General features: G+C 38.5%; 11 protein-coding genes. 1 reads left to right on the top strand and 10 read right to left on the bottom strand.

The window, feature by feature from the left end; translation table 11 throughout:
• Positions 1-4: 4 nt before the first annotated feature.
• The 8 genes from ACOZBY_RS06750 to ACOZBY_RS06715 form a co-directional block, all read right to left on the bottom strand.
• Entirely contained in the window at positions 5-1,411 is a 1,407-nt protein-coding gene (locus ACOZBY_RS06750) for a YfcC family protein (RefSeq protein WP_012295421.1), read from the bottom strand.
• A 143-nt stretch (positions 1,412-1,554) separates the two neighbouring features.
• The gene (locus tag ACOZBY_RS06745) at positions 1,555-2,862 is read right to left on the bottom strand and encodes a MarR family transcriptional regulator (protein ID WP_257216245.1); all 1,308 of its coding nucleotides are present in this window, start codon (positions 2,860-2,862) and stop codon (positions 1,555-1,557) included.
• Between the two features lie 105 nt (positions 2,863-2,967).
• The gene (locus ACOZBY_RS06740; protein WP_036162229.1) at positions 2,968-3,183 is read right to left on the bottom strand and encodes a DUF2642 domain-containing protein; all 216 of its coding nucleotides are present in this window, start codon (positions 3,181-3,183) and stop codon (positions 2,968-2,970) included.
• A 71-nt stretch (positions 3,184-3,254) separates the two neighbouring features.
• Positions 3,255-3,695 carry a D-aminoacyl-tRNA deacylase gene (dtd, locus tag ACOZBY_RS06735; RefSeq protein ID WP_012295424.1) on the bottom strand — a complete coding sequence of 147 codons (441 nt, stop codon included), beginning with the start codon at positions 3,693-3,695 and terminating at the stop codon, positions 3,255-3,257.
• 27 nt (positions 3,696-3,722) lie between these two features.
• Entirely contained in the window at positions 3,723-5,918 is a 2,196-nt protein-coding gene (locus ACOZBY_RS06730; RefSeq protein WP_012295425.1) for a RelA/SpoT family protein, read from the bottom strand.
• A 205-nt stretch (positions 5,919-6,123) separates the two neighbouring features.
• Complete coding sequence (locus ACOZBY_RS06725) at positions 6,124-7,038, bottom strand: pseudouridine-5'-phosphate glycosidase (protein ID WP_012295426.1); 915 nt, start codon at positions 7,036-7,038, stop codon at positions 6,124-6,126.
• Position 7,039: 1 nt separating this feature from the next.
• Positions 7,040-8,134 (bottom strand): carbohydrate kinase, encoded by a 1,095-nt coding sequence (locus ACOZBY_RS06720; RefSeq protein WP_012295427.1) that lies wholly within the window; start codon positions 8,132-8,134, stop codon positions 7,040-7,042.
• Between the two features lie 98 nt (positions 8,135-8,232).
• Entirely contained in the window at positions 8,233-9,492 is a 1,260-nt protein-coding gene (locus tag ACOZBY_RS06715) for an MFS transporter (protein ID WP_031419276.1), read from the bottom strand.
• 194 nt (positions 9,493-9,686) lie between these two features.
• Between ACOZBY_RS06715 and ACOZBY_RS06710 the strand changes: the two genes are divergently transcribed.
• Complete coding sequence (locus ACOZBY_RS06710; protein WP_031419277.1) at positions 9,687-10,145, top strand: MarR family winged helix-turn-helix transcriptional regulator; 459 nt, start codon at positions 9,687-9,689, stop codon at positions 10,143-10,145.
• A gap of 36 nt (positions 10,146-10,181) precedes the next feature.
• Here the strand turns inward: ACOZBY_RS06710 and ACOZBY_RS06705 are convergent, their stop codons facing one another.
• Positions 10,182-10,694, bottom strand: coding sequence for an adenine phosphoribosyltransferase (locus ACOZBY_RS06705; RefSeq protein WP_012295430.1), 513 nt, complete (start codon positions 10,692-10,694; stop codon positions 10,182-10,184).
• A 30-nt stretch (positions 10,695-10,724) separates the two neighbouring features.
• On the bottom strand, positions 10,725-13,046 hold the full coding sequence (gene recJ, locus ACOZBY_RS06700) for a single-stranded-DNA-specific exonuclease RecJ (protein WP_422761843.1): 2,322 nt from the start codon (positions 13,044-13,046) through the stop codon (positions 10,725-10,727).
• Between the last annotated feature and the right edge of the window lie 52 nt (positions 13,047-13,098).

Raw genomic sequence — 13,098 nt, 5'->3', positions numbered from 1 at the left:
TATTTTAAGAAATACCTAATGCTACTGCAGCTATTAATGCTAAACATGCAATTATTGCCCAGCCAAGTATCATCTTCCAAATGAATTTAATCCACTTTTCATATGGAATACCTGCTACAGCTAAATAGGCCATTAACGCAGATGAAGTAGGAATAATTGAGTTTGTTAATGAATCTCCATACTGGAAAGCTAAGACTGCAACTTGTCGTTCTAATCCTAATAAATCAGTAATCGGAATCATGATTGGCATAGTGGCTGCCGCCTGTCCACTACCAGATGAAATAAATAAATTCAAAAGGGCCTGAATAAACAACATACCGATTGCACTAATAGCATGCGGTAAATGCCCGATTGTCTCGGATGCTGCATAAACAATCGTATCAATGATTTTCCCTTGCTCTAAAACGACTGTAATAGCACGTGCAAAGCCTACAATAAGAGCACCAAACGTTACTGCCTTTGCCCCATCAATAAAGGAGTCGAAAATAGTGCCAGGCTTTAAACCGCCAATTAGTCCTGCAATTAAGCCCATAATTAAAAATGAAGCCGTTAATTGTGTTAAAAACCAATCCCAATTAAACACACCATAAATATTAAATCCAATGCCACATGCCATGACAATAAATACTAGCTTATGTTTCCCTGTTAATGAAGGAATGTCGATTTTAGACACATTAGACTTTGCCTGTTGTTCAATCTCATAAATCACACTTGCTTGAGGATTCTTTTTTACCTTAAAAGCATAGCGAGATACATAGAAAATAGCAAAACTTAATACAAAAATATAGACAACTGCACGGAAACCAATCCCCGAGAATAAAGGAACGTCTGCTAATGACTGCGCAACACCAACCGTAAAGGGATTAAGCATTCCACCAAAAAATCCACTGGCTGCTCCTAGTGTAATCATGGCAGTTCCTGTTACCGCATCAAAGCCCATAGCACGAGCAATTGCTACGCCAATCGGTACGAAAATAATCGTTTCTTCTGCCATCCCCATTGTAAAACCACCAACAGAGAATAGAATCATAGATAATGGAATTAATAGCTTCTCTCTACCCTCTAATGCTTTTACACCTTTATAAACACCAGCCTCGATAGCACCTGTCGAACGAATAATACCAAATACACCACTAACTAAGAAAATATAGAAGATAATTTGGGCACCTTTTTCAAGTCCCATCGGTATAGCTGTAAACATTTCAAAAATAGAGACTGGATTACTGTCAATATGATGATAGCTCCCATCCACCACAAGCATACGTCCTTCTGGATCTTCTACTCGGTCAAACTCACCTGCTGGAATAATATAGCTTGCAATACCTGCTAGAAAAATAATAGCAAAAATAATCGTATATGTATGAGGTACTTTCAGCCAACTCTTCTTTTTTACACGCTGTTCATTTTCCAAAATATCACCAACCTATTGATAGACTTTGACATTAGCAAACTCTGTCAAAAATCCCCCCTCACCCATTTGTCGCTATATGTCGTTAATTGAAAATAAATATACATTAGTTCAAATTTATTGTAAAGTGTTAATTTTCTATTATTTCAGATTTCCCATTTTGTCGTTGCCTTATAGAGCTTTCTTGGACGCCCTTTATGATAAGGGTGCTCCTCCCCTGCAAATGTAAAATAGTTCTGTTCCATTAAACGATTAATTATCCGTTCAGCAGATCTACGTGACAGATTCATATAGTCTGCTAATTCAGCAGCGGAAAATGGGCGATTATTTGTTACCAACATGAATTGCTTCATAACATTAATATTTTTAGCACTCATTTTCACTTTTTCTGCAATCTCTAAAATATTTTTATTATTAGTACTTAAAGCTACGTTATTATTATTTTCAAATAATGGTCCATGTAATCGATTATGTTCATCCACCAAGCACATTACTGTAGAGGTCTCGCTATATTTGGTTGTAAAAAACAAAGCCTGGGATGAATGCGCTTCTGCCTCATGCAGCGAATAACCATAGCCCACTCCCACTCTGAAAAAAGTGGCAAATTGCTCTTCAAGCTGTTCCTTTAGGGAGCATAAATACGAAGGTTCAAGTTTTTCAATTACCCCTCTAGTTGAAATAATTAAATAAGGCTCGTGCTGTGCTGGCATTACCTTTGCCTGTAACCGATCGCTTAATGTTTCTAAAGTACTTAGAAATACAGGATGCAGGTGAGATAAATTTTCTTGGCTATGAATAGAGACAACAGCAATTTGCGAGGACGCCAATAATTGATGATGATACGCGTCTAGGGCTCTTGTAATGGCTGCTGTAAACGTTTGTTTACTTTCAACCATATACTTCGCAGGTATTCCTAATTGCTGTAGCTCTATAAAAACAGCGTGAAGGCTAGTAAGAGCTAATCTAGTCTTTCCAGCTTCATATAACTCCTTATGATAATGGACATAATCAGCCATACTCAAATCTGCTATTTTTTCCGGTTTTTCATGGACCCATGCATAATCTTTTACATACACACCTGTAGATGCAATACCTGCCTGCTTCATCACTTGATAAAAGCTATCCTTTTTAGGCAAATCTATCGACAATTCGCTCAGTTCTATTCGTTCATGATGGTGTAGAGATAATAACGAAAGGGCTAATGACAATTCATCAAAAGGGAGATATGTCGCCTGTATAGAATACGCCTTTATTTTTTCATAGCAGTAGTAATAGGGAATAGAGCCAGCAAATAATACCATATCCGATTGCGATGCCGCTGTGTCCATCAAGTCCACACACTGTTCAGGGTGCGTGTATGGAAAATGAATAAATTGTACTTGAGGAAATGCTGTAAAATGCTCCTTTATATTATTCCAAAAAAACAAAGAACCTAAAATCGCTATTGTTTGCATAATTTTCAACCTCTCTAATAAATCGAATTTTCTAATAATTAAACTCATTCATTATAACGTAAATAAATAAAAAAGAACCTTCCATCAACGAAGGTTCACACATACTCATTTTGTTGTTGTTTCCAATGTAACCCATACAATTTCCTCCAACTGTATGAAGAAAGGTGTACGACTAATCTCTAAAATAATATGGTCAGGTAATATGGATAATAAAATACCTGTTTGAATATTTTTTTCTGTTTGCACTACAATAGCCTGACCAATCATCATTTTAAGAGTTTCGTATAAATATGGATTGGATATACTTCCTGTCTGCGCCATGTACTTGACACTCCCTCCTATAAAACTAACCATACTCTTTAGTATATGAAGGAATTATAGGAAATGTACCATTATTTTGACTCTAGAAGTATTGTCACTGGACCATCATTAATGAGAGCAACATCCATCATTGCACCAAAAATGCCTGTCTCCACATGTAAACCGTGTTCACGTAATGCTTGGTTAAAAGCTTCCCACAGCGGTTCTGCTACTTCTGGTCTTGCAGCACTTGTGAAACTTGGACGATTTCCCTTTTTTGCATCCCCATATAACGTAAATTGCGAGACGGATAAAATAGCGCCACCCTGCTCTAAAATAGAATGATTCATTTTTCCATCAGCATCTTCCCAAAGGCGTAAATTGGCTACTTTTTTTGCTAAGTAAGCGACATCTTCCTGAGTATCTTCATGTGTAATACCAACTAGAAGAACGTAGCCACTATCAATGGCTCCTGTGACAGTTCCGTCAACTGTAACAGAAGCTGCTTTACTACGCTGTAATACTACCTTCATTTCAATAACCCCAATTCTAACTGTTGCTTAATTGATAACTCGTTGTACCGAATAAATATCAGGTGTTTGTTTAATTCGCTCTACTACCTTATGCAAATGCGAAATATTTGAAATAGAGATTGTTAAATGAATCGTGGCCATTTTATCACGATCAGCCCGGCCACTTACCGCTAAAATATTAGTTTTAGTTTCACTAACAATTTGCATAATCTCATTTAGAATACCAGGTCGATCAAAAGCAGAAACCTCAATATCTACTGGGTATTCCTTTTTCTCAGGGATAACACCATGCTCCCACTCGACCTCTATTAAACGCTCCTGCTCATCCTCAATTTGAATATTAGGACAGTCGGCACGATGCACTGATACGCCACGACCTTTTGTAATAAAGCCAACAATATCATCTCCTGGAACAGGCGTACAGCAGCGTGAAAGTCGAATGAGCATATTATCAATACCCTTAACAATGACACCTGATTCCGTACGTTTTTGGGGAATCGGATTTTTCATTTTTTGTTCGATTTTTTCTAAGGCTTCTTCCTGTTCACGCTCTTTTCGGCGTTTTTCAGCTAAACGATTAACAACCTGTTGTGCCGTTATGCCGCTTACACCAACAGCAGCATATAAGTCCTCTTCATTTGTATAATTAAACTTATCACATACTCGTTTGAGATTTTCTGCAGACATTGTTTCCTTTAAATCGAAATCCTGCGAACGGATTTCTTTTTCAATCATCTCTTTACCTTTGACAATGTTCTCCTCACGCAAGTGTCGTTTAAAAAATTGCTTAATTTTATTTTTTGCCTGTGAGGATTGTGCTATCTTCAGCCAATCTCTGCTTGGCCCAAAGGATTGTTTAGATGTAAGTATTTCAATGATGTCTCCCGTTTTCAGCGGTGTATCAAGCGGTACCATTTTGCCATTAATTTTTGCTCCTATTGTACGATTCCCAACCTCAGAATGGACACGATAGGCGAAATCGATTGGCACTGAACCAGCAGGTAATTCAATGACGTCACCTTCAGGTGTAAAGACATAAACCATATCAGAAAACAGATCAAATTTTAAGGATTCCATGAACTCTTCAGCGTTGGAAGACTCATTTTGAAATTCTAATATTTCACGGAACCATGTTAATTTTTGATCAACATTTTGTTTTTGATGGTCAGCCTTTTTCCCCTCTTTATACGCCCAGTGTGCCGCAATCCCGTACTCAGCAATCTTATGCATTTCCTTCGTACGAATCTGTACCTCTAACGGATCCCCATATGGACCAATAACGGTTGTGTGTAATGATTGATATAGGTTTTGTTTTGGCATAGCAATATAATCTTTAAAACGACCTGGCATTGGCTTCCACAGCGTATGCACAATCCCTAATACGGCATAGCAATCTTTAATACTATCGACCAATACACGAATGGCTAATAAATCATAAATTTCATTAAATTGTTTTTTTTGTAGCACCATTTTTCGATAAATACTGTAAATATGCTTTGGACGTCCATATACATCTGCATCAATTTCAACTTCATTCAGCTGTGATTTCATCTCAGCCATGACATTGTCCAAATATGCTTCACGCTCATCTCGCTTTTTCTTCATCAAACTGACAATACGATAATATTGCTGTGGGTTTAAATAGCGAAGAGCTGTATCTTCAAGCTCCCATTTAACAGTCGATATTCCAAGACGATGTGCAAGCGGTGCAAAAATTTCTAATGTTTCTTTCGAAATACGTCTTTGCTTTTCGGCAGGCAAATGCTTTAGCGTACGCATATTGTGAAGACGGTCTGCTAGCTTTATTAAAATGACACGGATGTCCTGCGCCATGGCTACAAACATTTTTCGATGATTTTCTGCTTGCTGCGCCTCTTTTGATAAATATTTAATTTTCCCTAATTTTGTAACTCCGTCCACAAGTACCGCTACTTCTTCGCCAAATTCCCGTACCAAATCATCCCGCGTAAAATCTGTATCTTCGACAACATCATGTAAAAAACCTGCCGCTACAGTTTCTGGGTCCATTTGTAATTCAGCTAGAATACCCGCTACTTGTACTGGGTGAATAATATACGGTTCACCAGAGCTACGGAATTGCTCAATATGGGCATCCCTTGCTAATTCATATGCTTTTTTCACGAATGCGACATTTTCATCATTCATGTAGGATTTGACTAACTCAAAAACGTCCTCAGGAGTCAAAATTTGCTCTTTCGCCATAACATGTCCACCTTGCTCGTCAAATTTTTCAGATTAGATATAAACTTAATTGTATAAAATTTTGTAGCCCATTGTAAAGAGACTGTGTCATTTAGTTTAGTTAATCTCGTGAACAGTATTAAAAATGGAAAATATATTCTCCTTTTTAATGAAAAAGACCCTTTGCGACATGATGTCACAAAGAGTCTTTGTTTCGACAAGGGAATTAGTGTAATTGATTGAAAGCTACAGCAATTTTTGCGCCCACTACTGCATTGTTTTTCACTAATGCAATATTCGCATCAAGGCTTTTACCTTCTGTTAATTCTTTTACTTTACCTAGTAGGAATGGTGTCACGTTTTTACCTTGAATACCATTCTCTTCAGCTTCAACTAAAGCTTTTTCAATTATATTCGTAATAAATCCATGCTCTAAAGCTTCTGCTTCAGGGATTGGGTTAGCAATAACTGCTCCTCCTTTTAAACCTAATTGCCATTTTGCACTTAGCATTTCGGCAATTTCTTCTGGTGTATCAAGCTGGAAGTTTACATCAAAACCACTTTGACGTGTGTAGAATGCTGGTAATTCATCTGTACCATAGCCAACTACAGGTACACCTTTTGTTTCGAGGTATTCTAATGTAAGGCCGATATCTAAAATAGATTTTGCACCAGCACAAATGACAGCAACATTTGTTTGAGCTAATTCTTCTAAGTCAGCAGAGACATCCATTGTCGTTTCAGCCCCACGGTGAACACCGCCAATACCACCTGTGACAAAGATCTCAATGCCTGCTAGCTCTGCACAGATCATTGTAGCTGCAACTGTTGTCGCTCCAAGTTTTTTTGTCGCAAGTAGGTAGCCAAGGTCACGACGTGAAGCTTTAGCAACACCTTGTGCGTTCCCAAACATTTCAAGCTCTTCATCTGATAAACCAATTTTAATTTTCCCATCAATTAACGCAATTGTTGCAGGTACGGCACCATTATCACGAATAATTTGCTCAACTTCACGGGCAGTTTGTACGTTTTGTGGGTATGGCATACCGTGTGAAATAATTGTTGATTCTAAAGCTACGATTGGTAAACCCTTTGCTTGTCCTGCTTTTACTTCTTCTGATAATACGATGAATTCTTTCATATTATAATTCCTCCATTTCACTTTTTAACAAATCTACAGATAATTCAGGTCTCACTGTATACGGAGATGCTAAGGTATTTTTTGCATTAGTTAACCCTGCATCAAGACATGTCGCAAAATCTTGTCCAGTCAGCCAGCCATGAATAACTGCACTGACAAAGGCATCACCCGCGCCTGTCACATCTTCAATCTTTTCAATTACTTTGGCAGCAAAATGACTAGGCGCAATTGTTGTCGAAGCAGCATATACGCCCTTACTGCCAGCCGTGATAATTACATGCTCAGCACCTAATTGTAGAAGCTGTTGTAATGCTTTTTCATAATGACTCACGTTTTCAATTGTATGTCCTACAATTGTTTCTGCTTCATCCGTGTTACAGATAAACCATGTTACGCCTTGTAATGTTTCAGGTAGTCGATTCATTTTAGGCGAGGATACTGGCACAATGACCAGTGGTATTTCGCGAGCAATAGCTACTTGCTGGATATAAGCCACTGTTTCTTTCGGACAATTTAAGTCCAAAATAAAGCAGCCAGCGTTCACAAGCATCGTTTCATGCTTTTTTAACAAGTTAGGCAATAATAAGTCATATACTTCCATATTGGCTACAGCTAGTGCTAGCTCGCCTTGCTCATCCATAATGGCCGTATAGGAACCCGTTGAAGCTTCTGGTATCTGCTCCACATAACGTAGATTCATAAAGGATTCTGAAGCATCTTGGATCACTTGCCAATCCGCATCCTTACCAGCTGTTGTGAGCAACGTCACTTGATGATTTAATCGGCCTAAGTTTTCAGCAATGTTTCGACCGACACCACCTACACTAAAGGAAGAACTAGCAGGGTTAGATGTTCCAAATTGAACATTGCCCTTCACGTGGAATTTTCGGTCTAAGTTAGCTCCACCGATACAAATAATTTCATTTGCCTCGGGTAAAATATAAGCTCGACCTACTATTTTTCCTTCCTTCGTTAAACTAGACACTAAATTAGCAAGCACGGGACGAGATAAATTCATGGCATCCGCCATCTCTTGCTGAGACATAAACGGATTTTGGCGAATTAAAGCAAGCACCGCCTGTTCTCTTTCATTCATAGCATCACCTTTTATTATATTTGTTTATATTATAAACTTTTGTTTGGTTTTTGTCAAAAAAAAGTTGAACCCATCGTAAGGAGGTTCAACTTTCATGATTAGTTCGTTTGTGCTTGCTGAGACGTTTGCTTTTTAACCATGATAACGAATAAGCCAGCTAATGTACAAAACATCCCTGCAAGAAAAAAAGCCCATGTATAAGAATTGAAAAATTTATAAATCAAACCGCCACCATAAGCAGCGACTGCTGCTCCAGCTTGATGAGAGGCGAATATCCATCCATAAATAATACTACTCTTCTGCACACCAAAAATTTGTCGTGTAATACTAATGGTTGGCGGCACTGTAGCAATCCAATCCAGGCCATAAAATATAGTAAAAATAGTCAATAAAACAAAGGAGCCCTGTGCCAAAGCATATGGAAGTAACAGTAAAGAAGCTCCCCTTAACAAGTAATACCAAAATAATAACCAACGATTATCGAAACGATCTGATAGCCAGCCAGATGCAGTGGTACCTAGTAAATTAAACACTCCCATAAAAGAAAGGAGGGACGCAGCGGTTACTAATGGAATACCAAAGCTAATACAATAAGAGACAAAATGAGTACCAATTAATCCACTTGTTGAAAGACCACAAATGAAAAAACTCCCTGCTAGCAGCCAAAAGGTTTTGACCTTAACCGCTTCTAATAAGCCATTGAAGGCAATACTAATTGGATTTTTCTTTAGTTGCACATGCTGTTTATCAAATATCTCCTCTTGTCCATAGGGTGTTAATCCTAAATCCTGAGGTTTATTTTTTATAAAAATAGCAATCATGATTAGCATCACTATACTCAGAAGAAGAATGAAGCCGATTGCCCACCTCCAGGAATAGTGATCAATGATAATCGCAAGTACAGGCAATAAAATAAGTTGGCCTGTGGCAGTACTAGCGGTCAAAATTCCTACTGCTAACCCTCTTCTTTTAACAAACCAATGATTAGCAACATAAGGGCTAAGCACCGTTAAAAAGAGACTTGCGCCCAGACCAATAATGCCACCCCAAATTATGATTAATTGCCATGATTGATTCATGAAAAATGTTAAAATCATGCCTAACACTAATGTAGACATGGCACTTATCATCATCTTTTTTAAACCAATAACGTCAAGTAAAGCTGCCATGAATGGGCCAGAGATACCATATAAAAATAAACTAACGGCAAATGCTAGAGCAATCGTCGATCGATCCCATTGAAATTCCTTTTCTAAAGAATCAATAAACACGCCAGATGATGACATCGTAATCCCAGCAACGATAATCGAGAAAAACGTGACTACTAAAATAAACCAACTGTAATGAATCCGCTTCATCATTCCACCTACTCTTCTTGTCAAAGTCACTCTAAAAAGCATGTATATACATGTTTTAGAGTATATTCGTTCATTTATATGTATATACATGTATGATGATAGTAACCATTCCATTAGATAGCTGTCAATACGTATTTTTTAGCTCTTAGGTGTATACTTAAAATTAGTAGAATTCCCTCAAAGGAGTACTGACCATGAAAAACCAACAGAATACTATCGATTACACACAAATATGTGTTTGTGCAAACCTTCGAAAAAAAACAAGGGTCGTGACACAGTTATATGATAAATTACTGCAGCCTACCGGTTTAAAAGTGACTCAATATTCTATGCTGGCACACATCGACCTTCAACAAGCCGTTTCCATTAGTCGTTTAGGTGAAATTTTATTGCTCGACCAAACGACCGTGACACGGAATATCAATCTATTAAAGCAATATGGCTACGTCGAGTTAAAGCGCGATCCACAGGACGCACGCACTAAAAATATTATGCTCACTGAAAAAGGGTTAGAAAAGCTGCATGAGGCTGCACCCATTTGGCAAACGATTCAAGATAAAATCATTGATGATATTGGCGTAGAAAAATATGCTGATTTCTTCGATACTTTGCGAACAATGCAGAAGATCATTCAGTCCTATGAGGAACAATAAAAAAAGCGCCGTTGTTGTGGCGCTTTTTTAACATTTTTAATATTGAATAAGGGTTTTAATATTTAAGTCGCCAAGCTTTTCGCGACCATTTAATTCTAAAAGTTCAATTAAGAAGGCACAACCTACTACCTGACCACCTAATTGTTCCACTAGACGAACAGTGGCTTCTACTGTACCGCCAGTTGCTAGTAAATCATCACAGATTAATACTTTTTGACCAGGCTTAATCGCATCATTATGCATCGTTAATGTATCTTTTCCATATTCAAGACCATAGTCTGCACTAATAACTTTGCGTGGTAACTTACCTGGTTTACGCACAGGGGCAAAGCCGATTTCAAGGGCATAGGCAACTGGGCATCCAATAATAAAACCACGTGCTTCAGGACCCACTACAATTTCTGCGCCTAATTCTTTTGCATATTCTACAATTTGATCTGTTGCATATTTGTATGCTGGTCCATGATCCATAATTGTAGTAATATCTCTGAATGTAATACCCTCTTTCGGCCAGTTTTCAACCGTTGTAACGTATTGCTTTAAATCCATTTTATTGCTCCTCCTACGAAACGTATTCGTCTAGTCATGTATTCGTTCATCAAACCATTGTTTTAATTCTATATAAGGAGCATAGACGAGCATTTGCTCCATTTCAATCTGTTCTGAACGTTGTTTGTACGACGGTGCCTCGGTCAATGCTTGTTTTGGAGCATCCTCGTTGACAGTCGTCAGTCCACTCTCCATTTTAACAAAATCAAGCTCAAAAAACACCTGTGTCATAAATTTTAATGTTTCTAATGGCCAGCCAGTATGCTTAGCTATGTCTGCTATATGCATATCAAGTGGAAATGCTGGTCGATTTTTCAGGAATTTATAATACCATGCAAATTGCTCACGGGTAGGTAAAACATTAAAGTATTGTGAATCTGGCATATAAAAGTGTGCATAGATGCGTGAAGGGGCCGTCTTCTGTAAAACCTCTTCTAGCCTTTGAATAGTTTCAGGCAAATCTAACAGGACAATATATTCACTTTGTCCGATGTTTGAAAGAGTAGGATCAGCTACTATTATAGGAACATCAATTAACGATTGATAATAGGTCATTGTTGCTGGACGAAAGGCAATAAATGTCGCCTCTTCCTTTGGCACTGTATTGAGCCAGCGAGCCGTTTGACGAATACCACGAATATCAAAAAGCTGCCATTCAGTGGTTTGAACATCTTCAATCATAAATTGAGCTTTTTTACGCCCCTGCCACTCGTTTATTTGCAAATCACCAATAAAGGACACTTTTATGCCATAGGTTAATTCATCGTGTAAGTGGCCCTTATGGAAACCGACACTATCTAATTTGTCACAGCCATTCGTTAATTCCATTTTTATATGGTTCTCAGCCGCTCCAATTTTTCGCATGGAGGATATTTCAACATCCTCAAGCACATAAACGGGCTTCGGAAAATCGGTGCCATACGGGCCAAGTGATGCTATTTCCTCAATAGCATCTGCAGAAATTTCATCTAGGCTTAGAGGAATATCAATGTGAACCACAGGAGTTAAATGCTCTTCTGTTAAACATGCTCTTGCCTGTGTATCCAAGCGTGACCGTAGTTCATCCACATGCTCAATTGATAAAGTCATACCTGCTGCCATCGGATGCCCTCCAAAGTGAGGTAAAATATCACGATTTTTGGCCAATTCATTATATAAATGGAAGCCATCAATGCTTCGTGCAGAGCCTTTTGCTGTACCTTTATCAGGGTCAAGTGAAAGGACAATCGTTGGACGATAGTATTGTTCAACAAGACGTGAAGCAACAATTCCTACAACCCCTGCATTCCAGCCTTCTCCTGCTACAACAAGGACTAAAGAATCGCTAATTTTCTTCTCTGATTCAATTAGAGCAATGGCTTCCTCGGTAATATTTTTAACAATATCCTTACGCTCGGTATTGGAGGCATTTAGCTGTTTGGCCAATGCTGTTGCCTTTACACTATCCTCAGCCATTAATAATTCGACTCCAGGCGATGCTTCACCAAGTCGACCCACTGCATTTAAGCGAGGACCAAAATAAAAGCCTATCGTTTCTTCACTAATTTTTGCTTGTTCTGTGCTCGCAATATCACACATGGCTTGTACCCACGGACTAAGAGAACGACGCATTTCTTCTATGCCTCGTTTAACGAGATAACGATTTTCATCCACTAATGGTACTAAATCAGCCACCGTTCCAATTGCAACATATTCTATTAAATGAGTTGGTAGTTCTCCGTATAGAGCATGTGCAAGCTTAAAAGCTACACCTACACCGGCAAGCTCTCCAAAAGGATAATGTCCTTCAGGTAAACGTGGGTGTAAAATAATATCAGCCGGTGGCAGTTCCTCCCCTGGTTCATGGTGATCAGTCACAATAACATCCAGACCAAGTTCCTTTGCTACACGAATAGGTTCAATCCCTGAAATCCCATTATCCACTGTGATAATTAACTGCACACCCTCTTCATAGGCTTCCCGAAAAAGAGCCTCGTGTGGCCCATAGCCATGAATAAAGCGGTTCGGTATTTTAAACGATACATTAGCACCAAGATCCAGTAGGACATTTAACATAACAGTCGTACTTGTCACACCATCCGCATCATAGTCGCCATAGACTAAAATTTTCTCTCCATTATCTAGAGCCTGCTCAATTCGTGCCACTGCTTCTGCCATACCGTGCATAAGAAATGGGTCATGAACATTCGCTTCTGTCATATTTAATAAGCTTTCTGCATCAGCAGTTGTTTCACAGCCTCGCGCTGCTAAAATTTTTGCTGCAATCGCAGAAAGTTGTAAGTCATTTTGTAATGCTTGTACAAGTTCTACGTCTGGGCGTTCCACTTGCCATCTTTTTTTCGATAGAATCATCTTCTCACTTCCTTACGAAAGTTATTATACCGAAATTCTAGACGATACGCAC

Origin of the sequence: Lysinibacillus sp. NPDC056220, assembly GCF_049315265.1 — a bacterium.
Lineage (GTDB): Bacteria > Bacillota > Bacilli > Bacillales_A > Planococcaceae > Lysinibacillus > Lysinibacillus pinottii.
The sequence above is the reverse complement of the archived record's forward strand: the minus strand, read 5'-3'. Positions and strand labels throughout refer to the sequence as shown.

Excerpts from the sequence above, each read along its gene's own strand:
- dtd (WP_012295424.1), bottom strand. The coding sequence starts at position 3,695 with ATGAAGGTAGTATTACAGCGTAGTAAAGCAGCTTCTGTTACAGTTGAC.
- ACOZBY_RS06725 (WP_012295426.1), bottom strand. The coding sequence starts at position 7,038 with ATGAAAGAATTCATCGTATTATCAGAAGAAGTAAAAGCAGGACAAGCA.
- ACOZBY_RS06705 (WP_012295430.1), bottom strand. The coding sequence starts at position 10,694 with ATGGATTTAAAGCAATACGTTACAACGGTTGAAAACTGGCCGAAAGAG.
- ACOZBY_RS06745 (WP_257216245.1), bottom strand. The coding sequence starts at position 2,862 with ATGCAAACAATAGCGATTTTAGGTTCTTTGTTTTTTTGGAATAATATA.
- ACOZBY_RS06710 (WP_031419277.1), top strand. The coding sequence starts at position 9,687 with ATGAAAAACCAACAGAATACTATCGATTACACACAAATATGTGTTTGT.
- ACOZBY_RS06730 (WP_012295425.1), bottom strand. The coding sequence starts at position 5,918 with ATGGCGAAAGAGCAAATTTTGACTCCTGAGGACGTTTTTGAGTTAGTC.
- ACOZBY_RS06740 (WP_036162229.1), bottom strand. The coding sequence starts at position 3,183 with ATGGCGCAGACAGGAAGTATATCCAATCCATATTTATACGAAACTCTT.
- ACOZBY_RS06715 (WP_031419276.1), bottom strand. The coding sequence starts at position 9,492 with ATGAAGCGGATTCATTACAGTTGGTTTATTTTAGTAGTCACGTTTTTC.
- recJ (WP_422761843.1), bottom strand. The coding sequence starts at position 13,046 with ATGATTCTATCGAAAAAAAGATGGCAAGTGGAACGCCCAGACGTAGAA.
- ACOZBY_RS06720 (WP_012295427.1), bottom strand. The coding sequence starts at position 8,134 with ATGAATGAAAGAGAACAGGCGGTGCTTGCTTTAATTCGCCAAAATCCG.